Below are 24,848 nucleotides of genomic sequence, written 5' to 3' on the forward strand. Positions count from 1 at the left end.
CGTACGCGGGATACGTGTGGGGGACTGGGTGTGCTCAGATCCCGCCGCTCAGCCGGCGGCGAGGGCGGGCGAGCACGGCGGTCCACGCCGTCCCAGGGAGTGCACGAAAAGCCGGTCGCGGGCGGCGGCCCGGCGCGGGGCCGGACGCGGCAGCCGGCGGACCGGGGTCAGCCGCACGGTGACCGAGGCCACCGCGAGCAGCAGTGGCCGGAAGGTGGTGGCGGCGACCGCGCGCAGCAGCTGGACCAGCGCGCGCTCGCCCCGGCGCAGCCAGGCGGCGGCGAGCAGGCCCACGCCGATGTGCGCGGTGAGCAGCAGCCAGGCGGCGGCCGGACTGGCGTGCGCCAGCAGCGCCTCGGGGCGGCCGTGGGCCCCGGTCACCTGGGCCAGCGGGGTGCCGACGGCACCGCCCTCGCACAGCACCTTGAAGCCGAAGGCGTGCAGCGGCCCGGCGACCGGGCCGCCCGCCCTGCCGTAACAGGTGTGCTGGCCGGTGGTGAACACCGTGTCGGCGGCCAGTTCCAGCGGGACCAGCAGGGCCGCGATCCGGCCGAAGCCGCGCTCGCGGCCCGCCAGCGCGTACGCGGTGACGAACACGCCGGCACAGACCGTCAGCACGGTCGCCACCGGCAGCGGGGCCCGCGACAGCAGCACGTGCGACGCGGTGCTGAGCGTCACGACGACAGCCGTGAACAGCGCCGCGCGCACGGCTCTGAGGTGGGTCCCGGATATGTCCATAGCGAGAGGAGAGTCTGTCACGTAGGCGGTTAAGGGACCCCTAAAGGGTGCCTGTGCGGGCGCGAAGGTTACAGCCCCGGAATCCGGCCGTTGCGGAACAGGTCGAGGAAGATCTGGTGGTCGGCACGCGCGCGTGCGCCGTATCCGTGCGCGAAGTCCACCAGCAGGGGCGCGAAGCCCTCCTCGTCGGCCGCGAGCACCGCGTCGATGGCCCGCTCGGTGGAGAACGGCACCAGGGACTCGCCGGACTGGTCGTCCGCCGCCGCGTGCATGGTGGCGGTGGCCCGGCCCAGGTCGGCGACGACGGCCGCGATCTCCTCCGGGTCGTCGATGTCGCCCCAGTCCAGGTCGACGGCGTACGGCGAGACCTCGGCGACCAGCTGGCCGGCGCCGTCGAGCTCGGTCCAGCCGAGCCACGGGTCGGCGTGGGCCTGCAGGGCGCGCTGGGAGATCACCGTGCGGTGCCCCTCGTGGTGGAAGTAGCCGGCGATGGCGGGATCCGTGATGTGACGGGAGACGGCCGGGGTCTGGGCCTGCTTGATGTAGATCACGACGTCGTTCTCCAGGGCGTCGCTGTGACCCTCCAGGAGGATGTTGTACGACGGCAGGCCGGCCGAGCCGATGCCGATGCCGCGGCGGCCGACGACGTCCTTCACGCGGTAGGAGTCAGGGCGGGCCAGAGAGGAGTCCGGCAGGGTCTCCAGGTAGCCGTCGAAGGCGGCCAGGACCTTGTAGCGGGTGGCCGCGTCCAGCTCGATGGAGCCGCCGCCCGGCGCGAAGCGGCGCTCGAAGTCACGGATCTCCGTCATCGAGTCCAGCAGCTCGAAGCGGGTCAGCGAACGGGCGGCGCGCAGGGCGCCCAGCAGCGGGCCGTCGGCGGTGTCCAGGGTGAACGGCGGCACCTCGTCGCGCTTGGCGCCCGTGGCGAGGGCGTGGATGCGCTCGCGGTAGGCCGCCGCGTAGACCGTCACCAGCTCGGTGATCTGCTCGTCGCTGAGCGCCTTCGCGTAGCCGACGAGCGCGATCGAAGCCGAGAAGCGCTTCAGGTCCCAGGTGAAGGGGCCGACGTAGGCCTCGTCGAAGTCGTTGACGTTGAAGACCAGGCGGCCGTTGGAGTCCATGTACGTGCCGAAGTTCTCCGCGTGCAGATCGCCGTGGATCCACACGCGCGAGGTGCGGTCGTCCAGGAACGGACCACCGCGCTTCTCGGCGTCCAGGTCGTGGTAGAAGAGGCACGCCGTGCCCCGGTAGAACGCGAAGGCCGAGGCCGCCATCTTCCGGAACTTCACCCGGAACGCGGCCGGGTCGGCGGCCAGGAGCCGGCCGAAGGCGGTGTCGAAGACGGCGAGGATCTCCTCGCCGCGCTGCTCGTCGCTGAGCTGGGGGACCGACATCGCGAGATGCCTCCTGGTACGGGAGTGGTGCATGAATGTGCATGAATGGGTACGACAGCGCTTCCGCCGTCTCCAACGGGCGACGCCACGCGGGAGTGCCCGGTTCCCGCATGAAGGTACGCGGGGAAGCCCGCCGGGTGTCAGTGCCGGGGCATAGACTTCGACGCTGACCCCAGAACCGTCCGCCAGCCCGTCGCCCAGTGTTTCCGTTGGAGGCCATGCCGTGTCAAAGCCGCCGTTCACGCACCTGCACGTCCACACCCAGTACTCGCTGCTGGACGGTGCCGCGCGGCTCAAGGACATGTTCAACGCCTGCAACGAGATGGGCATGACGCACATCGCCATGTCCGACCACGGCAACCTCCACGGGGCGTACGACTTCTTCCACTCCGCGAAGAAGGCCGGAATCACCCCGATCATCGGGATCGAGGCGTATGTCGCGCCCGAGTCCCGGCGCAACAAGCGCAAGATCCTCTGGGGCCAGCCGCACCAGAAGCGCGACGACATCTCCGGTTCCGGTGGTTACACCCACAAGACGATGTGGGCCGTGAACAAGACGGGTCTGCACAACCTCTTCCGCCTCTCCTCCGACGCCTACGCCGAGGGCTGGCTGCAGAAGTGGCCCCGGATGGACAAGGAGACCATCGCCCGGTGGTCCGAGGGCATCGTCGCCTCCACCGGCTGCCCGTCGGGCGAGGTGCAGACCCGGCTGCGCCTCGGCCACTTCGACGAGGCCCTCAAGGCCGCCGCCGAGTACCAGGACATCTTCGGGAAGGACAAGTACTTCCTGGAGCTGATGGACCACGGCATCGAGATCGAGCGCCGGGTCCGCGACGGCCTGCTGGAGATCGGCAGGAAGCTGGGCATCCCGCCGCTGGTCACCAACGACTCGCACTACACCTACGCGCACGAAGCGGGCGCCCACGACGCCCTGCTGTGCATCCAGACCGGCAAGAACCTCTCCGACCCCGACCGCTTCAAGTTCGACGGCACCGGCTACTACCTGAAGTCCACGGACGAGATGTACGCCATCGACTCCTCGGACGCCTGGCAGGAGGGCTGCGCCAACACGCTCCTCGTCGCCGAGATGGTCGACACCACCGGCATGTTCGAGAAGCGCGACCTCATGCCCAAGTTCGACATCCCCGAGGGCTACACCGAGGTCACCTGGTTCAAGGAGGAGGTGCGCCGGGGCATGGAGCGCCGCTTCCCCGGCGGCATCCCCGAGGACCGCCAGAAGCAGGCCGACTACGAGATGGACGTCATCATCTCGATGGGCTTCCCCGGCTACTTCCTCGTCGTCGCCGACTTCATCATGTGGGCCAAGAACAACGGCATCGCGGTGGGCCCCGGCCGAGGCTCCGCGGCCGGCTCGATCGTCGCCTACGCCATGGGCATCACCGACCTCGACCCGATCCCGCACGGCCTGATCTTCGAGCGGTTCCTCAACCCCGAGCGCATCTCGATGCCCGATGTCGACATCGACTTCGACGAGCGCCGGCGCGTCGAGGTGATCCGGTACGTCACCGAGAAGTACGGCGCCGACAAGGTCGCCATGATCGGCACCTACGGCACCATCAAGGCCAAGAACGCCATCAAGGACTCCGCGCGCGTGCTGGGCTATCCGTACGCGATGGGCGACCGGATCACCAAGGCCATGCCCGCCGACGTCCTCGGCAAGGGCATCCCGCTGTCCGGCATCACCGACCCCAGCCACCCCCGCTACTCGGAGGCCGGCGAGGTCCGCGGGATGTACGAGAACGAGCCGGACGTGAAGAAGGTCATCGACACCGCCCGCGGTGTGGAGGGCCTGGTCCGGCAGATGGGTGTGCACGCCGCCGGCGTGATCATGTCCAGCGAGACCATCACCGAGCACGTCCCCGTGTGGGTCAGGCACACCGACGGCGTGACCATCACCCAGTGGGACTACCCGAGCTGTGAGTCGCTCGGCCTGCTGAAGATGGACTTCCTGGGCCTGCGCAACCTCACGATCATGGACGACGCGGTCAAGATGGTGAAGGCCAACAAGGGCCTCGACATCGACCTGCTCTCCCTGCCGCTCGACGACCCCACGACGTTCGAGCTGCTCCAGCGCGGCGACACCCTCGGCGTCTTCCAGTTCGACGGCGGCCCCATGCGCTCGCTGCTCAGGCTGATGAAGCCGGACAACTTCGAAGACATCTCCGCCGTGTCGGCCCTGTACCGGCCGGGCCCGATGGGCATGAACTCCCACACGAACTACGCGCTGCGCAAGAACAAGCAGCAGGAGATCACGCCGATCCACAAGGAGCTGGAAGAGCCCCTCGAAGAGGTCCTGGCCGTCACCTACGGCCTGATCGTCTACCAGGAGCAGGTGCAGAAGGCCGCCCAGATCATCGCGGGCTACTCGCTCGGCGAGGCCGACATCCTCCGCCGCGTGATGGGCAAGAAGAAGCCCGACGAGCTGGCCAAGAACTTCACCATCTTCCAGGCCGGCGCCCGCAAGAACGGTTACAGCGACGAGGCCATCCAGGCCCTGTGGGACGTGCTGGTCCCGTTCGCCGGCTACGCGTTCAACAAGGCGCACTCCGCCGCGTACGGCCTGGTCTCGTACTGGACCGCGTACCTCAAGGCGAACTACCCCGCCGAGTACATGGCCGCCCTGCTGACCTCCGTCAAGGACGACAAGGACAAGTCGGCGATCTACCTCAACGAGTGCCGCCGCATGGGCATCCGGGTGCTCCCGCCGAACGTCAACGAGTCCGAGTCGAACTTCGCCGCGCAGGGCGACGACGTGATCCTCTTCGGCCTCTCCGCCGTCCGCAACGTCGGTACGAACGTCGTCGAGTCGATCATCAAGTGCCGCAAGGCCAAGGGGAAGTACGCCTCCTTCCCCGACTACCTCGACAAGGTCGACGCGGTCGTCTGCAACAAGCGCACCACGGAATCGCTGATCAAGGCCGGCGCCTTCGACACCATGGGCCACACCCGCAAGGGGCTCACCGCGCAGTACGAGCCGATGATCGACAACGTGGTCGCGGTCAAGCGCAAGGAGGCCGAGGGGCAGTTCGACCTCTTCGGCGGCATGGGCGACGAGACCAGCGGCGAGCCCGGCTTCGGGCTCGACGTGGAGTTCGGCACCGACGAGTGGGAGAAGACCTACCTGCTCGCCCAGGAGCGGGAGATGCTCGGTCTGTACGTCTCCGACCACCCCCTCTTCGGTCTGGAACACGTCCTCGCCGACAAGGCCGACGCGGGCATCGCCCAGCTCACCGGCGGTGAGCACGAGGACGGCGCGGTCGTCACCATCGGCGGCATCATCTCGGGCCTGCAGCGCAAGATGACCAAGCAGGGCAACGCGTGGGCGATCGCCACCGTCGAGGACCTCGCCGGCTCCATCGAGTGCATGTTCTTCCCGGCGACCTACCAGCTGGTGTCGACCCAACTGGTCGAGGACGCGGTCGTGTTCGTCAAGGGCCGTCTCGACAAGCGCGAGGACGTGCCCCGGCTCGTCGCCATGGAGCTGATGGTCCCGGACCTGTCCCACGCGGGCACCAACGCGCCGGTGATCCTCACCATCCCGGCCGTGAAGGTCACTCCGCCCATGGTCAGCCGCCTCGGCGAGATCCTCAGTCACCACAAGGGCGACAGCGAGGTCCGTATCAAGCTCCAGGGCCCGCGCAAGACCACCGTGCTGCGCCTGGACCGGCACCGGGTCAAGCCCGACCCGGCGCTGTTCGGTGACCTGAAGGTGCTGCTCGGCCCGTCCTGCCTGGCGGGCTGAGCGGATGGCGGATGAAGGGGCGCACCCTCGGCGGGTGCGCCCCTTCACTGTGCCTGGGCTTCAACTGCCCTTTAGTTGTGGCCGAAGCTCTTCTGCTTCTTGCGAGCAACATCCGCGGGGCTGCCCTGGATGTGCGACACGGGAGACTCGTGGGTCTCCTGCGACCGCTGCGCGTGCTCGTGAGCCTGGTCGGCCTGCGGCGCGCGGTTCTGCGGGCCACCCTGCTTGCGGTTCTTGTTCTTGGCCATGGTGATCTGCCTCCTGTGGGGGATCTAGGGGCCAGGGCCGGGACCAGATTCACATACGCTGACATCAGGCGCATGTCGGATAATTACCGTGTGTAACAGGGGCGGTGGGCGAACGGGATCGCACAAACGCCACGCCGAAGATCGAGTTCGGGCCGTTAACCTCCGCGCCGTCGGGCAGACTCGAAGGAAGTCCGAAGCAAAGCCTCCCGGGAAGAGGGTGAGTCGCGTGGACCGCTGCATCGTCCTGGTGGACGCCGGGTATCTGCTGGGAGCCGCCGCCAGCCTCCTCGCCGGTGAGCCCTCGCGGTCCCGGATCACGGTCGACCACACCGCGCTGATCCAGGCCCTGCGCGAACGCGCCGAGTCGGAGACCGAGCGCCCGCTGCTGCGTATCTACTGGTTCGACGGCGCCCCCGACCGTGTCCCCCAACCGGAGCATCGCCGGCTGCGCGTGATGCCGCGCGTCACCGTCCGCCTCGGCGCCCTCACCCGCAGCGACGGGCGCTGGGCGCAGAAGGGCGTGGACGCCGCCATGCACGCCGAGCTGACCGAGCTGGCCCGCAACCGTGCCTGCTCCGACATCGTCCTCGTCACCGGCGACGGCGATCTGCTGCCGGGCATGATGGCAGCCAAGGAACACGGCGTCGCCGTCCACCTGTGGGCCGTACAGGCCGCCGACGGCGACTACAACCAGTCCGAGGACCTGGTCGCCGAGGCCGACGAGCGCCGCGTCCTGGACCGCGCCTGGATCATCCAGGCCGTCCGCGCCAAGGAGCTGACCGGCGTCTGCGCCCCGCCGCCCGCCCCCCGGCCCGAGATCGCCGCGATCCTCTCCGCGCCGCTGCCCGAGTCCGCGCTCGCCGCGGCGGCCGAGCGGCAGGCCGAGCAGGGCGCGCCCCCGCCGGCCGCCGCGACGGGGAACGGCGCCCAGGAGCGGGCCGGCGCCTCCAAGGGCGTACCGACACCGAAGGACCTGGCCGCGCTGCGCGCCCCCGGCAGCCAGCCCGTCCAGCACCCCGCGACCGCGACCCTGCGCTGGTCCTCCGACAAGGGCTGGGTGGACCGGCCGGGCGGGGTCGCCGAGCCGCCCGATGTCGCCTCCATGCCGACGCTCGCCCAGCTCACCACGGCCGAGCAGCGGTGGGCCGACCGCGAGGAGGACATCACCACCGTCGGCGGCGACCCGTACGAGGTGGGTCAGGTCTTCGCCCGCCGCTGGATGTCCCGGCTCGGCGACCAGGGCCAGCTGCAGAAGCTGTCGCAGATGTATCCGCGCATCCCGCACCGCATCGACGGGGAGCTGCTCAGGTATGCCGCGCGGTTCGGGCTGCTCGCCCACAAGGACGACCAGATCGACGAACACGACCGCTACGCCATTCGGGCGGGGTTCTGGCGGGAGGTTGACGTTCCGGCCGCGGCGGAGAGTATGACGGGGGAGTGAGCCTTCCGGGACGGGCACTTCCCGGGCGGCGATTCCGGACGACCGGCGAGACCGCCCCGGGATGCGGCCCCAAAGGCGAGTAAAGGGTCTCGACCCCGTACCCTCGTCCCTTGTGAGTACGCGCGCGGCACAGGCACTTCGGCATGACGAGGTCGTACGCGTGCGCGGGCTCAACAAGACCTATCCGGCCGTGAAGGGGCGGCGCGGCGCGCCGGGGACCCCCGAGGTGCGGGCCACCGACGAGGTAGAGCTGGACGTGCGGCGCGGCGAGGTGTTCGGGCTGCTCGGGCCGAACGGCGCCGGCAAGTCCACGCTCGTACGGCAGCTCACCGGGCTGCTCCGGCCGGACGCCGGCAGCATCGAGATCCTCGGGCACGACATCGTCAGGCACCCGGAGCGGGCCGCGCGCATCCTCGCCTACCTGGGCCAGGAGTCCTCCGCGCTGGACGAGCTGACCGTCTCCCTGGCCGCCGAGACCACCGGACGCCTGCGCGGCCTGGACGTACGCCGGGCGCGGGCCGAGCGGGACGCCGTACTGGAGGAGCTGGGGCTCACGCCGATCGCCGGGCGGGCGCTGAAGAAGCTGTCCGGCGGGCAGCGACGGCTCGCCTGCCTCGCCGCCGCCCTCGTCGGCGAGAAGCCGCTGCTCGTGCTGGACGAGCCGACCACCGGCATGGACCCCGTGGCCCGGCGCGCGGTCTGGGCGGCCGTGGACCGGCGGCGCGCCGAGCGCGGTACGACCGTGCTGCTGGTCACCCACAACGTCATCGAGGCCGAGACCGTGCTCGACCGGGTCGCCGTCATCGACGAGGGCCGCGTCATCGCCTGCGACACCCCGGCCGGGCTGAAGGAACGGGTCGCAGGCGAGGTGCGGGTCGAGCTGGTGTGGCGGCAGCGGGCACCGCTGGAGGTGCCCGAGGTGGCCGTGCTGCGCGAGCGTGCGGTGGAGTCCGGCCGGCGCTGGACGCTCCGGCTCGCGCCCGAGGAGGCACGCGCCGCCGTCGCCACCGTGACCGGCGGGGCCGCCTTCGCCGCCCTGGACGACTTCACGCTCGCCACGCCCAGCCTGGAGGACGTCTACCTGGCGCTGGGCGGCGCGGCACGGCAGGGGCTGGTGAAGGCGTGAGCGCGGCGGTCGTGCCATGCGTATGGGTCTACGGGACCGCCGTAGGGGTCTACGGGACCGCCGTAGGGGTCTACGGGACCGCCGTAGGGGTCTACGGGACCGCTGTAGGCGTCTACGGGACTGCCGTGGGGAAGAGGAGCAGCTCGTCGTGAGTGTCGTACCCGTCGAGGTTCTGCCGGGCGACGGCCGGGTCGTGCCGGAGGCGGCGCCGGGCGCGGCCGAGCTGGGGCCGCCCGCGCGGCTGTGGCCGTCGCTGGTGGCCGTCTACCGGGCGCAGCTCTCCCGTGCCCGGGTGGCGCGGATCCCGCTGCTGTTCGTGGCCACCTTCCAGTCCGTCGGCATCGCCGTGATGATGCGCGGTGTCGTCGACAGCGGCAGTGAGGCCCAGTCGGTGGTGGCGGGGTCGTCGGTGCTGGTCGTCGCGTATGTGGCGCTGAATCTGCTGTCCCAGTACTTCGGGCAGTTGCGGGCGAGCGGCGGGCTCGATCATTACGCCACGCTGCCCGTGCCGCCGGCCGCGGTGGTGCTGGGCGCGGCGGCGGCGTACGCCTCCTTCACGGTGCCGGGGACGCTGGTGACGGCCGTCTTCGGGTGCGTGCTGTTCGGGCTGCCGTTGTCCAACCTGTGGATCCTGCTGGCCGTGATCCCGCTGGCCGGGGCCGCGCTGTCCGGGCTCGGCGCCGCCTGCGGGCTGCTCGCGCCGCGGCCCGAGCTGGCCACGCTGCTCGGGCAGCTGGGCATGTCGGCGGCGCTGCTGCTGGGGGTGCTGCCGGCCGACCGGATGCCGGAGATCATCCGGCTGGCGCGGGATCTGCTGCCGTCGACCTACGGCGTGGAGGCGTACGCCCGCACCTTCGGGGCCCACCCGGACTGGGCCGTCGTCCTGGTCGACCTCGGTGTATGCGCGGGGGTCGGGGTGGTCTCGCTGGCCGTCGCGACCTGGGCGTACCGCAGGGCCGCCGTCCGGTGACGCGGCGCACAGCGTCACCTGGCACGATGGCAGGGTGACCGCACCGTTGACTCCGCCACCGCACGACAACTCCCCGCACCAGGTCTGGCAGGCATCGCCGCCCGCCGGGGCGCCGGGCGAGGGAAGGTACGAACAGGACGGCCCCGGGATGAAGACCGAAGTGCGGGACGCCGCCGTGATCACGGTGGCCGTGGCCTTGGGCGGGGTGCTGCTGGGGCTGCTGTGGTGGTGGCTTGCGCCGCATGTACCGCTGGTCGGCGACCGGGTCGGCAACGGCTGGGTGGTCTACCTCAAGGACAGCGAGGGCGAGCAGGCGATCGGGGTGGACGGCACGTTCGCCCTGCTGGGGCTGGGCTTCGGGGTCGTCAGCGCGGTGGCCGTCTTTCTGTTGCGGCGGCGTGGGGGTGTGCCGATAGCCGTGGCGCTGGGCCTGGGCGCGCTGCTCGGTTCGTTGCTGGCGTGGCGGCTGGGGGCGTGGCTGGGCCCCCAGTCCGATGTGCTCGCGCACGCGAAGGCCGTGGGGAGGGGGGTCACCTTCTCGGCGCCGTTGAAGTTGGGGGCGAAGGGCGCGCTGCTGGCGTGGCCGTTGGGCGCGCTGCTGGCCCACCTCGGGCTCACGGCCCTGTTCGGCCCCCGGGACCCGGAACTGCCGTATCCGCAGCAGCCGTAACCGCATGGGCACCGGCCCGGGCGGCCCCGGCCCCCGTTCCGCCCGTCAGCCCCGGGTCCCGTTCCGCCCGTCAGCCCCGGGTCCCGTTCCGCCCGTCAGCCCAGGGTCCCGTTCCGCCCGTCAGCCCAGGGTCCCGTTCCGCCCGTCAGCCCCCGGCCGATGGGCGCCAGGACGGCGCTTGTCAGCGTCGCCAGATCCCCCGGGGACACCTCCACCTCGAGACCCCGGCGGCCGGCCGACACGCAGATCGTCTCGTGGGCCGTCGCGGAGTCGTCCAGGACCGTCGGGAGTCTCTTGCGCTGGCCGAGCGGTGAGATGCCGCCCCGTACGTACCCCGTGGTCCGCTCCGCCAGCGTCGGGTCGGCCATCGTCGCCCGCTTGCCGCCCACCGCCGCCGCCAGGGCCTTCAGGTCGAGGGAGCCGGACACCGGCACCACCGCCACCGTCAGGGCGCCGTCGACGTCCGCCACCAGGGTCTTGAAGACGCGGTCGGGGGAGACGCCCATGGCCTCGGCGGCCTCCTCGCCGTAGGAGGGGTGGGAGGGGTCGTGGTCGTAGGAGTGGACCGTGAAGTCCATGCCGGCCGACGTCAGGGCGACCGTCGCGGGGGTGCCCCCGGACTGCTGCTGTTTCTTCGGCTTCTTCGCCATCGGTGCGTGCTGGTCTCTCAGTTCAGACTGGTCGGCGCCCGCGTCAGCTCGAACGCGGGCAGTGACGGCAGGCTACGGATGATGGCCGTCTCCCCGCGAAGGAGTTTCAGCTCGTCCCGCAGCCGGGACGCGGTGTCGGGAGCCTGGAGCAGCCGCTGCTTGGTCGGCGTGTCGTGCACCATCGCCGCCGCCACCAGGTAGGACACCACCGACGGGTCGTCGGGCAGGTCCGCGCCCGTGGACAGCGAGCGCTCGCGGGCCCCCGCCAGCCGCTTCTGGTACTGGCGGAAGGAGCGCAGCACCCCCTCGGCCAGTGCGCCCGCCTCGTCGCCCGGCTCCTCCTCCAGCTCCTCCAGTTCAGCCGTCAGGAACGGGCCCGACGCGTCGACCGAGAGCAGCCGTACCCGGGTCGTACCCGTCGCCAGCACCTCGAACGTGCCGTCGGCCCGCTCCCGGATGGTCGCCGCGTCCGCCACACAGCCCACCCCGTGGAAGGCCTTGAGCGGGTCCGGGCCGAAGCCCGCGGCCGGCCCGCGTTCGGGCTGTGCCGTGGGGTCCGGCATGCCGGGGGCGCTCGGCGCCACCTCGTGGCCGTCGCGGATGGCCACGACGGCGAACCGGCGTGGCTCGTCCTCCGGGGTCTTGAGCAGCTCGCGCATCAGGGCGCGATAGCGCTCCTCGAAGACGTTCAGCGGCAGCACGAGTCCCGGGAACAGCACTGTGTTCAGCGGGAAGAGCGGGAGACGGACGGTGGTCACGGCGCCCCAGCCTAGTGGTCACCGGCGCGGTCGTGTCCGCCGCGCTCATCGAGCGGGCCCGGCGGCCAGGTCATCAGCCCCGCGGGGACGGGCCGGGGCCCCGGCGTCAGCAGGTGCTCGCGCAGCCTCAGGAAGTGGCCGAGGGGGTCGTCGGAGAAACGCTCCCAGGGGAAGGACGTGGCGTACGGGCCGATCAGGCTCAGCTGGGCGCGGGCGTCCTCCCAGCGGTCCAGGCGCATCAGGACGTACAGGAGCTTGTTGCGGATCTCGGCGGGCCACGGGTCGGCCGCCGGGAAACGGGCGGACAGCGCGAGCGCCCGGTCGGCCGCGGCGTCCAGCCGGGCGCGCGGGACCTCCGAGCCGCAGCCGTCGGTCAGGTAGCCGAACGCGGCCCGGGCCGGCAGGGCCTGGACGAGCGCGTCGGCCGGGGCGTCCTGCGCGGCCTGGTCGGCGAAGTCGAGGCACTCGCGGTGCGAGGCACGCGGGGTGTGCGGGGTGTCCCCCCACCGGACGCAGCAGGAGGCGGCCAGGTAGCGCAGTGCGCCCACATGACAGCCGTAGTGGTGCGGGGCGCGCCGGACGGCCGCCTCCCACAGTTCCTCGAAGTACCGGTGGCCGGCCCGCGAGCCGCGCGCGTGGTCCAGCGCGATCCGCCAGGGCACCGGGTCGCGGTCGTCGGCACGGGCGGCGGCGGTGATCAGCGGGCTCACCTCGCGCAGCAGCTCGGCGCGGGCCGGCGAGGGCCAGACGCGGTCCACCGCCAGCTGCGCCCGGACCACCAGCAGGCCGGGGTCTTCCGGGGTGGCCGCGCGCCAGGCCTCGAACCACTCGCCGCGCGAGCCGGCGAAGGCGGCCATGCGCCGTACATACCGGTCGTGGTTCTCCCAGGCGGCTGCGGCGCGGGTGGCGGCCAGCAGGCGGGCCGCGGCGTCGTACTCGCCCCGGCCGGCCGCGACCAGCGCGGGCGAGAGCCGGTCGTCGGGCGCGTCGAGCACGGCCTCGTCCCCGGACGGCGGACGGCCGGCCGGGCGTGCGGAACGTTTGGTCATCCGGGTGGGGCGGATGAACGAAGGCAGCAGAGCCATGGTGTCGACCATTGAAAGACCGCAGGTCGACGGCGCGCCAGAGGGTTGGCGGAAGTCGCCGAAAGTTGTACGGTCCCGGGTCAAGGGCCGGTAAAGGGTGACTGTTCAACTTTTGTTCGGGTCGGGGTGCCCCGGTCAGCCCCGTCTCAGCAGCCGGGTCGCCCCCGCCGCCACCGTCGTCGCCAGGATCCAGCCGAGCAGGATCATCACGGCCGCCAGCCACTGCCAGGCGCCGCGCAGCTGCCACTGGCCGGCCTGGCCGAGGTCGATCACCGGCAGCAGCAGGTCCAGCGTGAACAGGGCCGGGCTCCAGTACGGGTGGCCGTCGTGGCTCATCGGCGGATGGTCCGCGTGTGCGAACGCCAGCGTGCCCGCCGCCCACAGCACCGCCATCCACACCGCCGCCCGGCCCGGCCGATAGCCGTAGGCGACCGTCCAGTCCTGTACGTATCCCCAGACCTTGGCGGCCGGTGGCAGCGTCTCGCGGCGCCGGCGCTGCTTGGCGAGCAGCACCTCCCGGGCGTCCTCGTCCTCCCCGGCCGCCCGCAGCACGGCGGCCAGCCGCTCGTACGGCTCCGGGTTGTACTCGGCGGTGGCCGCCGCCACCCACTCCAGCCGCCGGGTCAGCGGGAACGGGCCCCGCGGGACCAGGTTCTCGTACGTGAAGCCGCCCATGTGCAGGCTGCCCGGGCCCGGCCAGCTGGCCGCGCGGTCCACCAGGTTGACGATCCGCGCACCCGACAGCAGGACCTGGCCGCACTGCGGGGCGTCCCCGAGGAAGCGCAGCTCCGGCGTCTGCACCCGGCGCATCGACAGCACCTGGTCGTCGGTGAGGTCGAACCGCGCCCGCTCCAGGTCGACGGCGTCCCCGAACCGTCCGTCGTCCAGCCGCAGCCCGCCCCGGCACTCGAACGGCTGGATCCGTGTCCCGCGCGCGGGTGTCGTGCCGCTCAGCAGCGGGCTGCCCACGCCGGCCGGGGTCAGGTACAGGGTGCGCTCGACGGTCAGCTGGGGGGCGTTCAGGGCGTAGCGGGAGTACGGATTGTCGAGGTTCGCGCCGCGCAGGCTGAGCGAGACGCCGACCTGCGCGGCACGCAGGCTCAGCTCGCCGTGCGACTCCAGCAGCTCCGCCTGCAGGTCCTGGCCGACCGTCAGGCCGTCCGCCGCGATCGACCGCCCGCTGCGGTCGCGGTGCGCGACCGCCTGGTTGAGCAGCAGATCGGTGCCGATGTGCGCGTCCGTCAGCCGGACGCCGTGCTGGAAGCGGCAGCGCGGCAGATGCAGATCGCCCTCGGTGTGCACCCGGGCCGCCTCCAGGCGCGGCACCGCGCAGTCCACCATGCGCAAGGTCGTGAACCGGGCCTCCGGCAGCAGGACCTCCTGGTCGAAGCGGCAGCCGCGCAGTTCGACGTAGGGCTGTACCGTGCCGCCCGAGAGGTCCAGCGTGCCGGTGATCCGCACGCCGGTCAGCTTCAGCGAGGACACCCGGCCCGCGAGCGCGGGCGGACCGTCCAGCAGCAACCAGGCCACGATCCGCGCCCGCACCGCGCGCTCCGGGCCCCAGGGATGCCCGCCGTGCGGGTCGTCCACGACGGCGTCCCCGCTGCTCAGGTCGTACACCGTGCCGTTGCGGAAGGCCTGCCACATGCCGGCCTCGGCCGCGGTCAGCTCGTCCGGCAGGTCTCCGGCGCCGAAGCCGGCCCCCTCGGTCACCTTTGTCCTCTCCTGGTCCCGTACTTTCGTACAGCCGTTCATGCCCGCTCAGTGACGCCCGGAACACTAGACGTGAAGGTGATCTTCCGAGTTCGGCCACGTTCTGTATCAGCCATTGATACGCGCCAACGGCCCGCGACGCCGGTCTGAGAGAATTGGGACTGTGATTTCCCGAATCGATCTGCGCGGCGACGCCCTTCCCGAGGGCCCCGCCCTGCGCGACCTGCTGCCCCGAGCCGACTTCGACGTTCAGGCCGCCCTGGAGAAGGTGCGCCCGATCTGCGAGGCCGTGCATCATCGGGGCGACGCGGCGCTGATCGACTTCGCCGAGAAGTTCGACGGAGTACGGCTGGAATCGGTCCGTGTCCCGGCCCAGGCGCTCACCGACGCGCTGGAGGCCCTCGACCCGGCCGTGCGTGCCGCGCTGGAGGAGTCCATCCGCCGCGCCCGCCTGGTCCACCGCGAACAGCGCCGCAGCACGCACACCACCCAGGTCGTGCCCGGCGGCTCCGTCACCGAGAAGTGGGTGCCGGTCGAGCGCGTCGGGCTGTACGCGCCGGGCGGCCGGTCCGTCTACCCCTCGTCCGTGATCATGAACGCCGTACCGGCGCAGGAGGCAGGCGTCGCGTCCATCGCGCTCGCCTCCCCGCCCCAGGCCGAGTTCGGCGGCCTCCCGCACCCGACGATCCTCGCCGCGTGCGCGCTGCTCGGCGTGGACGAGGTCTACGCGGCCGGCGGCGCCACCGCCGTCGCGATGTTCGCCTACGGCACCGAGTCCTGCCCGCCCGCCAACATGGTCACCGGCCCCGGCAACATCTGGGTCGCCGCCGCCAAGCGCTTCTTCACCGGCAAGATCGGGATCGACGCCGAGGCCGGCCCGACCGAGATCGCGATCCTCGCGGACGACACCGCCGACCCGGTGCACGTGGCCTCGGACCTGATCAGCCAGGCCGAACACGACCCGCTCGCGGCGGCCGTGCTGGTCACCGACTCCGTCGAGCTGGCCCAGGCGGTGGAGAAGGAGCTGGAGCCGCAGGTCGCCGCCACCAAGCACGTCGAGGACCGGATCGTGCCCGCGCTGAAGGGCCGGCAGTCCGCGATCGTGCTGGTCGACGGCATCGAGGAGGGCCTGCGGGTCGTCGACGCGTACGGTGCCGAGCACCTGGAGATCCAGACCGCCGACGCCGCCGCGGTGGCCGACCGGGTGAAGAACGCGGGAGCGATCTTCATCGGGCCCTGGGCCCCCGTCTCGCTCGGCGACTACGCGGCCGGGTCCAACCACGTCCTGCCCACCGGTGGCTGCGCCTGCCACTCCTCGGGCCTGTCCGTGCAGTCCTTCCTGCGCGGTATCCACATCGTCGACTACACGAAGGACGCGCTGGCCGAGGTCGCGCACCACGTGGTGACGCTGGCGGAGGCGGAGGACCTGCCCGCGCACGGCGCGGCGATCAAGGCGAGGTTCGGCTGGAAGGTACCCGAGAGCAAGTGAGCGACGTGAGGATCGACGATCTTCCCGTACGGGACGAGCTGCGGGGCAAGTCCCCCTACGGCGCGCCCCAGTTGGACGTCCCCGTACGGCTGAACACCAACGAGAACCCCTATCCGCTGCCCGAGCCGCTGGTCGAGCGGATCGCGGAGCGGGTGCGGGAGGCCGCCCGCGACCTGAACCGCTACCCCGACCGGGACGCGGTCCAGCTGCGCACGGAGCTGGCCGCGTACCTGACGAAGACCGGGAAGTACCCGCTCGGCATCGAGAACGTGTGGGCCGCCAACGGCTCCAACGAGGTCATCCAGCAGCTGCTGCAGACCTTCGGCGGGCCGGGCCGTACGGCGATCGGCTTCGAGCCGTCGTACTCGATGCACGCGCTCATCGCGCGCGGCACCGGCACGGGCTGGATCCCGGGTCCCCGGGGCGAGGACTTCACGATCGACCTCGCCGCCGCCGAGCGGGCGATCGCCGAGCACAAGCCGGACGTCGTCTTCATCACCACCCCCAACAACCCCACCGGCAACGCGGTCCCACCGGAGACGGTACTCGCGCTGTACGAGGCGGCCCAGGCGGCCAAGCCCTCGATGGTGGTCCTGGACGAGGCCTACATCGAGTTCAGTCACGGCCACTCGCTGCTGCCGCTCCTGGAAGGCCGCCCCCACCTGGTCGTCTCCCGGACCATGTCCAAGGCGTTCGGCGCGGCGGGCCTGCGCCTCGGCTACCTCGCCGCCGACCCGGCGGTGGTGGACGCCGTCCAGCTCGTCCGGCTGCCGTACCACCTGTCGGCGATCACCCAGGCGACCGCGCTGGCCGCCCTGGAGCACACCGACACGCTGCTGAAGTACGTCGAGCAGCTGAAGGCCGAGCGGGACCGGCTGGTCGCCGAGCTGCGCGCGATCGGCTACCAGGTCACCGAGTCCGACGCGAACTTCGTGCAGTTCGGCCGGTTCGAGAGCGCCCACGAGGCCTGGCAGAAGATCCTCGACCGGGGCGTCCTGGTCCGGGACAACGGCGTACCGGGGTGGCTGCGGGTCTCCGCCGGAACCCCGGAGGAGAACGACGCGTTCCTCGACGCGGTCCGGGAACTGAAGAAGGAGCTGTAAGGCATGAACCGCGTTGGACGCGTGGAGCGCACCACCAAGGAGACCTCGGTCCTCGTCGAGATAGACCTCGACGGCACCGGCCGGACCGACATCGCCACCGGCGTCGGCTTCTACGACCACATGCTCGACCAGCTCGGCCGCCACGGTCTGTTCGACCTGACCGTGAAGACCGACGGCGACCTGCACATCGACTCCCACCACACCATCGAGGACACCGCCCTCGCGCTCGGCGCCGCCTTCAAGCAGGCGCTCGGTGACAAGGTGGGCATCTACCGCTTCGGCAACTGCACGGTTCCCCTGGACGAGTCGCTGGCGCAGGTGACGGTCGACCTGAGCGGCCGGCCCTACCTCGTGCACACCGAGCCCGAGAACATGGCGCCGATGATCGGCGAGTACGACACCACGATGACCCGGCACATCCTGGAGTCCTTCGTGGCCCAGGCGCAGATCGCGCTGCACGTGCACGTGCCCTACGGGCGCAACGCGCACCACATCGTGGAGTGCCAGTTCAAGGCCCTGGCACGGGCGCTGCGGTACGCCTCCGAGCGCGATCCGCGCGCGGCCGGCATCCTCCCCTCCACGAAGGGCGCGCTGTAAACCCATGAACGGTCTTTCGACCCTGCTGATCGTCGTCGGTCTGTTCCTGGTCGGCGGCATCATCTCCTTCGTCAAGCAGAAGATGCCCACGAGCCTCGTCGTGCTGCTCTCCATCGGCGCGGGACTGTGCCTCGTCGCGGGCGTCATGCGGCTGGAGGTGTGGAATTGAGCGCTGCCACGAAAAAGGTCGTCGTCTTCGACTACGGCTTCGGCAACGTCCGCTCTGCCGAGCGTGCCCTCGCGCGCGTCGGCGCCGATGTCGAGATAACGCGCGACTTCGACGAGGCCATGAACGCCGACGGCCTGCTGGTACCGGGCGTCGGTGCGTTCGCCGCCTGCATGCAGGGCCTGCGCGCCGCCCGCGGTGACTGGGTCGTGGACCGTCGGCTGTCCGGCGGGCGGCCCGTGATGGGCATCTGCGTCGGTATGCAGATCCTGTTCGCGCGCGGCATCGAGCACGGCGTGGAGGCCGAGGGCCTGGACGAGTGGCCCGGCACGGTCGAGCCGCTCCAGGCCGACGTCGTGCCCCACATGGGCTGGAACACCGTCGAGGCCCCGGCCGGCTCGCAGCTGTTCGCCGGCCTGGACGCCGACGCCCGCTTCTACTTCGTGCACTCCTACGCCGTCCACGACTGGGCCCTTCAGACGCACAACCCGGTGATCGAGGCCCCCAAGGTCACCTGGTCGACGCACGGCAAGCCGTTCGTGGCCGCCGTGGAGAACGGCGCCCTGTGGGCCACCCAGTTCCACCCCGAGAAGTCCGGCGACGCCGGTGCCCAGCTCCTCACCAACTGGATCGGAACCCTGTAGACCATGGCCAAGCTCGAACTCCTCCCCGCCGTCGACGTCCGTGACGGCCAGGCCGTCCGCCTCGTGCACGGCGAGTCCGGGACCGAGACCTCCTACGGCTCCCCGCTGGAGGCCGCCCTCGCCTGGCAGCGCTCCGGCGCCGAGTGGCTGCACCTGGTCGACCTGGACGCCGCGTTCGGCACGGGGGACAACCGGGAGCTGATCGCCGAGGTCGCCAAGGCGATGGACATCAAGGTGGAGCTGTCCGGCGGCATCCGCGACGACGCCTCCCTGGCCGCCGCCCTGGCCACGGGCTGCACGCGCGTGAACCTGGGCACGGCGGCGCTGGAGACCCCGGAGTGGGTCGCCAAGGTCATCGCCGAGCACGGCGACAAGATCGCCGTCGGCCTGGACGTGCGCGGCACCACCCTGCGCGGCCGTGGCTGGACCCGCGACGGCGGTGACCTCTACGAGACGCTGGAGCGCCTCAACAAGGAGGGCTGCGCCCGCTACGTCGTCACCGACATCGCCAAGGACGGCACACTGCAGGGCCCGAACCTGGAGCTGCTGAAGAACGTGTGCGCGGCGACGGACCGCCCGGTCGTGGCCTCGGGCGGCGTGTCGTCCCTGGACGACCTGCGCGCCATCGCCGGGCTGGTACCCCTCGGTGTCGAGGGCTCCATCGTCGGGAAGGCCCTGTACGCGAAGGCGTTCACCCTGGAAGAGGCCTTGGAGGCTACGTCTTGAACTTGGACACAGTGTCATGACGTCCGATGCCGTGCGGCGCGTGCAGAGCGGAAGTCCCTGGGAAGAGAGTTTCGGTTTCGCACGGGCCGTGGCGGCGGGCGACCGTGTGCTGGTGGCGGGCACGACGTCCTTCCGGGGCGATGTGCTGTACGGCGAGGGCGATCCGTACGAACAGGCCAAGGTGGCCTTCACCAGCGCCATGGAGGCGATCGGCGAGTTCGGACTCGGCACCGACTCCGTCATCCGGACGCGGATGTACCTGACCCATGTGCGGGACGTGGACGCCGTCGGCCGGGCGCACAAGGAGATCTTCGACTCCGTACGCCCGGTCTCGACCCTGCTGGTCGTCGAGGGCTTCGTCGACCCGCGCATCCTGGTCGAAGTGGAACTAGAGGCCTTCAGAGGCTGAAGGCCTTGTAAGGAGCTGTGACTTCATGACCCTGGCGGTCCGAGTCATCCCCTGCCTGGACGTGGACAACGGCCGGGTCGTCAAGGGCGTCAACTTCCAGAACCTGCGCGACGCGGGCGACCCCGTCGAGATGGCGAAGGTGTACGACGCCGAGGGCGCCGACGAGCTGACGTTCCTGGACATCACCGCGTCCTCGGGCAACCGGGAGACGACGTACGACGTGGTGCGCCGCACCGCCGAGCAGGTGTTCATCCCGCTGACGGTCGGCGGCGGTGTCCGCACGGCCGGGGACGTGGACAAGCTGCTGCGGGCGGGCGCCGACAAGGTGGGCGTGAACACCGCCGCGATCGCCCGCCCCGACCTGATCCGCGAGATCGCCGAACGCTTCGGCCGGCAGGTGCTCGTGCTGTCGGTGGACGCCCGCCGCACCGAGTCGGGCTCCTTCGAGGTGACGACCCACGGCGGCCGGCGCGGCACCGGCATCGACGCGGTGGAGTGGGCACACCGGGCGGCCGAGCTGGGCGCGGGCGAGATTCTGCTGAACTCGATGGACGCGGACGGCACCAAGGACGGCTACGACCTGGAGATGATCGCGGCCGTTCGCAAGCACGTGACCGTCCCGGTGATCGCGTCCGGCGGCGCCGGCGCGCTGGCCCACTTCCCGCCGGCCGTCCAGGCGGGCGCGGACGCGGTACTGGCCGCGTCGGTCTTCCACTTCGGCGACCTGAGGATCGGCGAGGTGAAGCAGACGCTGCGGGAGGCCGGGCACCCGGTGCGGTGACGCCGCGCTGAGCTCGGGCCCCGGCCGCCTTGCGCGGCCGGGGCCTTCTTGCCGACAGAAGGGCGCCCTCGCCTTCGTACCGACCCTGGCCGCGGCCGTCGCCACTGCGCTGCTCGTCGGCCTGCTCACCGGGCTCAGCGGCGCCCTGTGCGGAGCCCTGCTGCAGACCCTGTCCGACCCCGCCCGCCTGGGCCGCGTCACCGCCGTCTCCAGCCTGATCAGCCTCGGCCTCACCCCGCTGAGCATGCCCGTCGCCGCCGCCGCGATCGGCGCCTGGGGGCTCGGGCCGGTCTACGTGGTCAGCGCCGCCGTCTGCGGCCTCGGCGGCCTCGTCGCCCTCGCCGTGCCGGACCTGCGCCGCGCGGAACTCCCCGGCTGACCGCGGTTCACTCCTCCGGCCGAGCTGGTCACAGGCCCAGCTGCCTGGCCTCGTGCAGCTTGGCGATCGCGTCCGCCTCGCCGTCCACCTGCACCTTCGCCGCGTCCTGCCGGCCGAACGCGAACATCAGCAGCTCCGACGGCTCTCCGGTCACCGTCACCACCGGAGCCCCCCGGTGCGCCACCGCCGTCTGCCCGTCCGGGCGGCGCAGCACCAGCCCCGTCGGCACCCTCCGGGCCACCAGCCGCGCGGTGCGCTCCAGCCGGGACCACAGGGCGTCCTGGAAGACCGGGTCCAGCTCACGCGGGCTCCAGTCCGGCTGGGCGCGGCGGACGTCCTCGGTGTGGACGTAGAACTCGACGATGTTGGCCGCCTCGTCGACCTGCTTGAGCTGGAACGGCGAGAAGCGCGGCGGGCCGGTACGGATCAGCTGGATCAGCTCCTCGTACGGCTTCGCGGTGTACTCGGCCATCACCTTCTCCAGGCGCGGCGCGAGCTGCTTGATCAGCGCGCCCCCGGCCGCGTCCGGACGACGCTCGCGCACGATCACATGCGCGGCCAGGTCCCGGGTGCGCCAGTCCTCGCAGAGGGTCTCGGCGTCCGGACCGACGGTCTCCAAGAGGTCGGCGAGCAGCAGCCGTTCACGCTTGGCAAAGGTCGACATGCAGTCAGCCTACGACTCCGTGGAAGGTCCGCCCAATGGACGGAGCCGGTCACTGTCGGTGCCGCGCGGCACAATGGCACGCATGACCAGTACGACCGGGACTCCCGCCCGTCGCCCGACCACCGCCCCTGATCGAGGCGGTTCGCGCCGCAGTGTTCCCCCCAGCAGCCTCGACCCGGAGATCGCCGCCCGCCTCAAGCGCAGCTCGGACGGTCTCCTGCCCGCCATCGCCCAGCAGTACGACACCGGTGAGGTGCTCATGCTCGGCTGGATGGACGACGAGGCGCTGCACCGCACGCTGACCACCGGCCGCTGCACCTACTGGTCCCGCAGCCGCCAGGAGTACTGGGTCAAGGGCGACACCTCGGGCCACGTCCAGTGGGTGAAGTCGGTCGCGCTGGACTGCGACGCCGACACCGTGCTGGTCAAGGTCGACCAGCTCGGCGCGGCCTGCCACACCGGCGCGCGCACGTGCTTCGACGAGGACGTGCTCCTCAAGGACGCGGATTCCGCCGCTCCGGCATCCGATCAGTAAGGTCAGCCGTCATGGACCTCGAGACCTTCCGCAAGCTCGCCACCGACCGGCGCGTCATCCCCGTCACGCGCAAGCTCCTCGCCGACGGCGACACCCCGGTCGCGCTCTACCGCAAGCTCGCCGCGGAGCGCCCAGGCACCTTCCTGCTGGAGTCCGCCGAGAACGGCCGCTCCTGGTCCCGCTACTCCTTCGTGGGAGTCCGCAGCGCCGCCACGCTGACCGTGCGCGACGGACAGGCCCACTGGCTCGGCACCCCGCCGGTCGGCGTCCCCGTCGAGGGTGACCCGCTGGCCGCCCTGCGGGCGACGATCCAGGCCCTGCACACCCCCCACCAGGAGGGCCTGCCGCCCTTCACCGGCGGCATGGTCGGCTACCTGGGGTACGACATCGTCCGCCGCCTGGAGAAGATCGGCCCCGGCGAGCGCGACGACCTGCGGCTCCCCGAGCTGAGCATGCTCCTGACCAGCGACCTCGCCGTCATGGACCACTGGGAGGGCTCGGTCCTGCTGATCGCCAACGCGATCAACCACAACGACCTCGACACCGGGGTGGACGAGGCCCACGCCGACGCCGTGGCCCGCCTCGACGCCATGGAGGCCGACCTCACGCGCGCGGTCGCCCAGCCGCCCGCCGTCCTGCCGCCCTCCGAGCTGCCCGAGTACACCGCACTCTGGGGCGGCCCGGACTTCCAGGTGGCCGTCGAGGACATCAAGGAGCGCATCCGCGCGGGCGAGGCCTTCCAGGTCGTGCCCTCGCAGCGCTTCGAGACCCCGTGCACGGCGAGCGCCCTGGACGTCTACCGTGTCCTGCGGGCCACGAACCCCTCGCCGTACATGTACCTGTTCCGCCTCGACGGGTTCGACGTCGTCGGCTCGTCCCCCGAAGCCCTGGTGAAGGTCGAGGACGGGCGGGCGATGGTCCACCCCATCGCCGGCACCCGCCCCCGCGGGGCCACCCCGCAGGAGGACCAGGCCCTCGCCGAGGAGCTGCTCGCCGACCCCAAGGAGCGGGCCGAGCACCTGATGCTCGTCGACCTCGGCCGCAACGACCTCGGCCGGGTCTGCGAGCCCGGCTCGGTCGAGGTGGTGGACTTCATGTCCATCGAGCGCTACTCGCACGTGATGCACATCGTGTCCACGGTCACCGGCCGGGTCGCCGCGGGCCGTACGGCCTTCGACGTGCTCACCGCCTGCTTCCCGGCGGGCACCCTCTCCGGCGCGCCCAAGCCCCGCGCGATGCAGATCATCGACGAACTGGAGCCGTCCCGGCGCGGCCTGTACGGCGGCTGTGTCGGCTACCTGGACTTCGCCGGCGACTCCGACACGGCGATCGCCATCCGTACGGCCCTCCTGCGGGACGGCACGGCCTACGTCCAGGCCGGAGCAGGCATCGTCGCCGACTCCGACCCGGTGGCGGAGGACCAGGAGTGCCGCAACAAGGCGGCGGCGGTCCTCCGCGCGGTGCACACGGCCAACAGGCTCGGCTCGTAGGGTCCGACCCGGAGGACGGGGCGCCGCCCGGCGCGCAGGTGGCCGCGATCGGCGGGGCGGTGTTCGGGTTGTCGGGAGCCCCGGTGTCCCGGTTCCCGGCGGTTGACGCGATAGTGGAGTACATGACTGCTGCTGTACCTCACCCCCGCCCGGAAGCGGCCGGACCCACCCGGTCCGGCCGCCGGAGCCTCGCCCTCGCCCTCCTGTGCGGCGCGCTCGGCGCGGCCGTGGCGCTGCTCGCGACCCGGCAGCGCTGGGCGGAGGGCACCGCGACGGTCGCCGGCGGCGCGTTCCCGCTCACCGCCAGGGGCAGCGACGTCACGGGCGTCCCCGCGGCCCTCGCCATAGTGGGCCTGGCCGCGCTCGTCGCCGTCTTCGCCGTCCGCAGGGCCGGCCGGCTCGTCGTCGCCGGGCTGCTCGCGCTGTCCGGAGCCGGCATCACCGCCGCCGCCCTCGTCGCCGCCTCCGACAACTCCGCGCTGGACGAGAAGGCCGCCCAGGCCAGCGGGGACACCTCCGCCACCGTCGCCGCGCTCAGCCACACCGGCTGGCCGTACGTCGCGGCCGTCGGCGGCGCGCTGATCCTGCTCGCCGGGCTGCTCGCGCTGCGCTACGGCAGCCTGTGGCCCGCCATGTCCGGCCGCTACGAGCGCGGCACCGACCGCCCGCGCCGCAAGGCCCGGCCGGCCGACCCGGAGCGGCCCGAGGAGATCTGGAAGGCCCTGGACCGGGGCGAGGACCCGACGGGAGCCTGACCCCACCGCGGGTGTGGCGGAACAGACGCCACCCCCGCGTCCGGCACCCGCGTACGTACGGGACAATGGACGGCGAGCGTCCGGCTCGGACAGTGACGGGCGGGCTCGGAGCGGTACGACCCGTACGACGCTCCCCTGGGACACGTACACAGCAACGAGGAGCACAGACATGGCGGGCAGCAGCCACGGCCACGGTCACACCCCGGCCGCCTGGACCGGTGTCATCATTTCCTTCATCGGTTTCTGCGTCGCGGGCGCCTTCATGGTGATGGCCAACACCGTCGGCTTCTGGGCCGGCATGGTGCTCATCCTCGGCGGCGCTGTGGTCGGCGGCATCATGAAGGCGATGGGTCTCGGCGCGGACCCGAAGCCCCTCAAGATGGCCGGGGGCCCCGTCGCGACCCGCGAGCCGGCCGGCGCGGAGAGCTGAGCGCACCCACGGCTTCCACGAGGGGGGGGGGGGGGGGGGGGGGGGGGGGGGGGGGGCCGCGGGGGGGGTGGGGGGGGGGGGGGGGGGGGGGTGGGGGGGGGGGGGGGGGGGGGGGGGGGGGGGG

At 71.8% G+C, this 24,848-nt stretch carries 25 protein-coding genes and 1 pseudogene; 18 read left to right on the top strand and 8 right to left on the bottom strand.

Annotation, left to right across the window (positions count from 1 at the left end; genetic code table 11):
- Positions 1-48 precede the first annotated feature (48 nt).
- Together ACZ7GZ_RS10840 and ACZ7GZ_RS10845 are read right to left on the bottom strand one after the other, a co-directional pair.
- Positions 49-738, bottom strand: coding sequence for a hypothetical protein (locus ACZ7GZ_RS10840; RefSeq protein ID WP_471022795.1), 690 nt, complete (start codon positions 736-738; stop codon positions 49-51).
- A gap of 68 nt (positions 739-806) precedes the next feature.
- Positions 807-2,132 carry a DUF2252 domain-containing protein gene (locus ACZ7GZ_RS10845; RefSeq protein ID WP_471022797.1) on the bottom strand — a complete coding sequence of 442 codons (1,326 nt, stop codon included), beginning with the start codon at positions 2,130-2,132 and terminating at the stop codon, positions 807-809.
- A 223-nt stretch (positions 2,133-2,355) separates the two neighbouring features.
- On the opposite strand from ACZ7GZ_RS10845, the gene dnaE reads away from it, so the two are divergent.
- On the top strand, positions 2,356-5,895 hold the full coding sequence (gene dnaE / locus ACZ7GZ_RS10850; RefSeq protein WP_471022798.1) for a DNA polymerase III subunit alpha: 3,540 nt from the start codon (positions 2,356-2,358) through the stop codon (positions 5,893-5,895).
- Between the two features lie 71 nt (positions 5,896-5,966).
- Here the strand turns inward: dnaE and ACZ7GZ_RS10855 are convergent, their stop codons facing one another.
- Positions 5,967-6,143, bottom strand: coding sequence for a hypothetical protein (locus tag ACZ7GZ_RS10855; RefSeq protein WP_450796587.1), 177 nt, complete (start codon positions 6,141-6,143; stop codon positions 5,967-5,969).
- Between the two features lie 226 nt (positions 6,144-6,369).
- Here ACZ7GZ_RS10855 and ACZ7GZ_RS10860 point away from each other — a divergent pair, with 226 nt between their 5' ends.
- From ACZ7GZ_RS10860 to ACZ7GZ_RS10875, 4 genes are all read left to right on the top strand, one after another.
- Positions 6,370-7,584, top strand: coding sequence for an NYN domain-containing protein (locus tag ACZ7GZ_RS10860; RefSeq protein ID WP_471022799.1), 1,215 nt, complete (start codon positions 6,370-6,372; stop codon positions 7,582-7,584).
- Positions 7,585-7,696: 112 nt separating this feature from the next.
- The gene (locus ACZ7GZ_RS10865) at positions 7,697-8,710 is read left to right on the top strand and encodes an ABC transporter ATP-binding protein (protein WP_471022801.1); all 1,014 of its coding nucleotides are present in this window, start codon (positions 7,697-7,699) and stop codon (positions 8,708-8,710) included.
- 148 nt (positions 8,711-8,858) lie between these two features.
- Entirely contained in the window at positions 8,859-9,680 is an 822-nt protein-coding gene (locus ACZ7GZ_RS10870) for an ABC transporter permease (protein ID WP_471022803.1), read from the top strand.
- A gap of 34 nt (positions 9,681-9,714) precedes the next feature.
- Complete coding sequence (locus ACZ7GZ_RS10875; RefSeq protein WP_471022805.1) at positions 9,715-10,350, top strand: AAA family ATPase; 636 nt, start codon at positions 9,715-9,717, stop codon at positions 10,348-10,350.
- Positions 10,351-10,445: 95 nt separating this feature from the next.
- Here the strand turns inward: ACZ7GZ_RS10875 and ybaK are convergent, their stop codons facing one another.
- From ybaK to ACZ7GZ_RS10895, 4 genes are all read right to left on the bottom strand, one after another.
- Complete coding sequence (gene ybaK / locus ACZ7GZ_RS10880; RefSeq protein WP_471022808.1) at positions 10,446-11,000, bottom strand: Cys-tRNA(Pro) deacylase; 555 nt, start codon at positions 10,998-11,000, stop codon at positions 10,446-10,448.
- Between the two features lie 17 nt (positions 11,001-11,017).
- Positions 11,018-11,758 carry an LON peptidase substrate-binding domain-containing protein gene (locus ACZ7GZ_RS10885; protein WP_471022810.1) on the bottom strand — a complete coding sequence of 247 codons (741 nt, stop codon included), beginning with the start codon at positions 11,756-11,758 and terminating at the stop codon, positions 11,018-11,020.
- A gap of 11 nt (positions 11,759-11,769) precedes the next feature.
- A complete protein-coding gene (locus ACZ7GZ_RS10890; protein ID WP_471022812.1) occupies positions 11,770-12,855 on the bottom strand; it encodes a hypothetical protein in 1,086 nt (361 codons plus the stop codon).
- 123 nt (positions 12,856-12,978) lie between these two features.
- Positions 12,979-14,556 (bottom strand): oxidoreductase, encoded by a 1,578-nt coding sequence (locus ACZ7GZ_RS10895; RefSeq protein ID WP_471022813.1) that lies wholly within the window; start codon positions 14,554-14,556, stop codon positions 12,979-12,981.
- Positions 14,557-14,719: 163 nt separating this feature from the next.
- Here ACZ7GZ_RS10895 and hisD point away from each other — a divergent pair, with 163 nt between their 5' ends.
- From hisD to ACZ7GZ_RS10940, 9 genes and pseudogenes are all read left to right on the top strand, one after another.
- The gene (gene hisD / locus ACZ7GZ_RS10900; protein ID WP_471022815.1) at positions 14,720-16,045 is read left to right on the top strand and encodes a histidinol dehydrogenase; all 1,326 of its coding nucleotides are present in this window, start codon (positions 14,720-14,722) and stop codon (positions 16,043-16,045) included.
- On the top strand, positions 16,042-17,148 hold the full coding sequence (locus ACZ7GZ_RS10905) for a histidinol-phosphate transaminase (protein WP_471022817.1): 1,107 nt from the start codon (positions 16,042-16,044) through the stop codon (positions 17,146-17,148). The genes hisD and ACZ7GZ_RS10905 overlap by 4 nt, the downstream gene beginning before the upstream one ends.
- Before the next feature lie 3 nt (positions 17,149-17,151).
- Positions 17,152-17,745 (top strand): imidazoleglycerol-phosphate dehydratase HisB, encoded by a 594-nt coding sequence (gene hisB / locus ACZ7GZ_RS10910; RefSeq protein ID WP_031166423.1) that lies wholly within the window; start codon positions 17,152-17,154, stop codon positions 17,743-17,745.
- 4 nt (positions 17,746-17,749) lie between these two features.
- Entirely contained in the window at positions 17,750-17,914 is a 165-nt protein-coding gene (locus ACZ7GZ_RS10915; RefSeq protein WP_351247034.1) for a hypothetical protein, read from the top strand.
- Positions 17,911-18,555 (top strand): imidazole glycerol phosphate synthase subunit HisH, encoded by a 645-nt coding sequence (gene hisH / locus ACZ7GZ_RS10920; RefSeq protein WP_471022820.1) that lies wholly within the window; start codon positions 17,911-17,913, stop codon positions 18,553-18,555. Before ACZ7GZ_RS10915 ends, hisH begins: the two co-directional genes overlap by 4 nt.
- A gap of 3 nt (positions 18,556-18,558) precedes the next feature.
- Entirely contained in the window at positions 18,559-19,281 is a 723-nt protein-coding gene (priA, locus tag ACZ7GZ_RS10925; protein WP_471022822.1) for a bifunctional 1-(5-phosphoribosyl)-5-((5-phosphoribosylamino)methylideneamino)imidazole-4-carboxamide isomerase/phosphoribosylanthranilate isomerase PriA, read from the top strand.
- Between the two features lie 16 nt (positions 19,282-19,297).
- Positions 19,298-19,690, top strand: a complete 393-nt coding sequence (locus ACZ7GZ_RS10930; RefSeq protein ID WP_471022823.1) for a RidA family protein — start codon at positions 19,298-19,300, stop codon at positions 19,688-19,690.
- 25 nt (positions 19,691-19,715) lie between these two features.
- Positions 19,716-20,471, top strand: coding sequence for an imidazole glycerol phosphate synthase subunit HisF (gene hisF / locus ACZ7GZ_RS10935; protein ID WP_471022824.1), 756 nt, complete (start codon positions 19,716-19,718; stop codon positions 20,469-20,471).
- Positions 20,472-20,532: 61 nt separating this feature from the next.
- Positions 20,533-20,850: pseudogene (locus tag ACZ7GZ_RS10940) on the top strand (MFS transporter); the annotation flags it as partial.
- Positions 20,851-20,878: 28 nt separating this feature from the next.
- Here ACZ7GZ_RS10940 and ACZ7GZ_RS10945 read toward each other — a convergent pair.
- Positions 20,879-21,514: a TIGR03085 family metal-binding protein gene (locus tag ACZ7GZ_RS10945; RefSeq protein ID WP_471022826.1), complete on the bottom strand. Its 636-nt coding sequence runs from the start codon at positions 21,512-21,514 to the stop codon at positions 20,879-20,881.
- Positions 21,515-21,596: 82 nt separating this feature from the next.
- Here ACZ7GZ_RS10945 and hisI point away from each other — a divergent pair, with 82 nt between their 5' ends.
- From hisI to ACZ7GZ_RS10965, 4 genes are all read left to right on the top strand, one after another.
- A complete protein-coding gene (gene hisI / locus ACZ7GZ_RS10950; RefSeq protein ID WP_471022829.1) occupies positions 21,597-22,049 on the top strand; it encodes a phosphoribosyl-AMP cyclohydrolase in 453 nt (150 codons plus the stop codon).
- Positions 22,050-22,060: 11 nt separating this feature from the next.
- Positions 22,061-23,539: an anthranilate synthase component I gene (locus ACZ7GZ_RS10955; RefSeq protein ID WP_471022830.1), complete on the top strand. Its 1,479-nt coding sequence runs from the start codon at positions 22,061-22,063 to the stop codon at positions 23,537-23,539.
- A 113-nt stretch (positions 23,540-23,652) separates the two neighbouring features.
- Positions 23,653-24,294 (top strand): TIGR02234 family membrane protein, encoded by a 642-nt coding sequence (locus ACZ7GZ_RS10960; protein ID WP_471023132.1) that lies wholly within the window; start codon positions 23,653-23,655, stop codon positions 24,292-24,294.
- Positions 24,295-24,463: 169 nt separating this feature from the next.
- Complete coding sequence (locus ACZ7GZ_RS10965) at positions 24,464-24,724, top strand: HGxxPAAW family protein (RefSeq protein ID WP_471022831.1); 261 nt, start codon at positions 24,464-24,466, stop codon at positions 24,722-24,724.
- Positions 24,725-24,848 lie beyond the last annotated feature (124 nt).

The sequence above is a fragment of the Streptomyces sp. NPDC037288 genome, assembly GCF_055603265.1.

What these genes read in the sequence shown, in the direction of transcription:
- ACZ7GZ_RS10840 (WP_471022795.1), bottom strand. Translation starts at nt 738, where the DNA reads ATGGACATATCCGGGACCCACCTCAGAGCCGTGCGCGCGGCGCTGTTC.
- ACZ7GZ_RS10845 (WP_471022797.1), bottom strand. Translation starts at nt 2,132, where the DNA reads ATGTCGGTCCCCCAGCTCAGCGACGAGCAGCGCGGCGAGGAGATCCTC.
- ACZ7GZ_RS10855 (WP_450796587.1), bottom strand. Translation starts at nt 6,143, where the DNA reads ATGGCCAAGAACAAGAACCGCAAGCAGGGTGGCCCGCAGAACCGCGCG.
- ybaK (WP_471022808.1), bottom strand. Translation starts at nt 11,000, where the DNA reads ATGGCGAAGAAGCCGAAGAAACAGCAGCAGTCCGGGGGCACCCCCGCG.
- ACZ7GZ_RS10890 (WP_471022812.1), bottom strand. Translation starts at nt 12,855, where the DNA reads ATGGTCGACACCATGGCTCTGCTGCCTTCGTTCATCCGCCCCACCCGG.
- hisB (WP_031166423.1), top strand. Translation starts at nt 17,152, where the DNA reads ATGAACCGCGTTGGACGCGTGGAGCGCACCACCAAGGAGACCTCGGTC.
- ACZ7GZ_RS10915 (WP_351247034.1), top strand. Translation starts at nt 17,750, where the DNA reads ATGAACGGTCTTTCGACCCTGCTGATCGTCGTCGGTCTGTTCCTGGTC.
- priA (WP_471022822.1), top strand. Translation starts at nt 18,559, where the DNA reads ATGGCCAAGCTCGAACTCCTCCCCGCCGTCGACGTCCGTGACGGCCAG.
- ACZ7GZ_RS10930 (WP_471022823.1), top strand. Translation starts at nt 19,298, where the DNA reads ATGACGTCCGATGCCGTGCGGCGCGTGCAGAGCGGAAGTCCCTGGGAA.
- hisF (WP_471022824.1), top strand. Translation starts at nt 19,716, where the DNA reads ATGACCCTGGCGGTCCGAGTCATCCCCTGCCTGGACGTGGACAACGGC.
- ACZ7GZ_RS10945 (WP_471022826.1), bottom strand. Translation starts at nt 21,514, where the DNA reads ATGTCGACCTTTGCCAAGCGTGAACGGCTGCTGCTCGCCGACCTCTTG.
- hisI (WP_471022829.1), top strand. Translation starts at nt 21,597, where the DNA reads ATGACCAGTACGACCGGGACTCCCGCCCGTCGCCCGACCACCGCCCCT.
- ACZ7GZ_RS10955 (WP_471022830.1), top strand. Translation starts at nt 22,061, where the DNA reads ATGGACCTCGAGACCTTCCGCAAGCTCGCCACCGACCGGCGCGTCATC.
- ACZ7GZ_RS10965 (WP_471022831.1), top strand. Translation starts at nt 24,464, where the DNA reads ATGGCGGGCAGCAGCCACGGCCACGGTCACACCCCGGCCGCCTGGACC.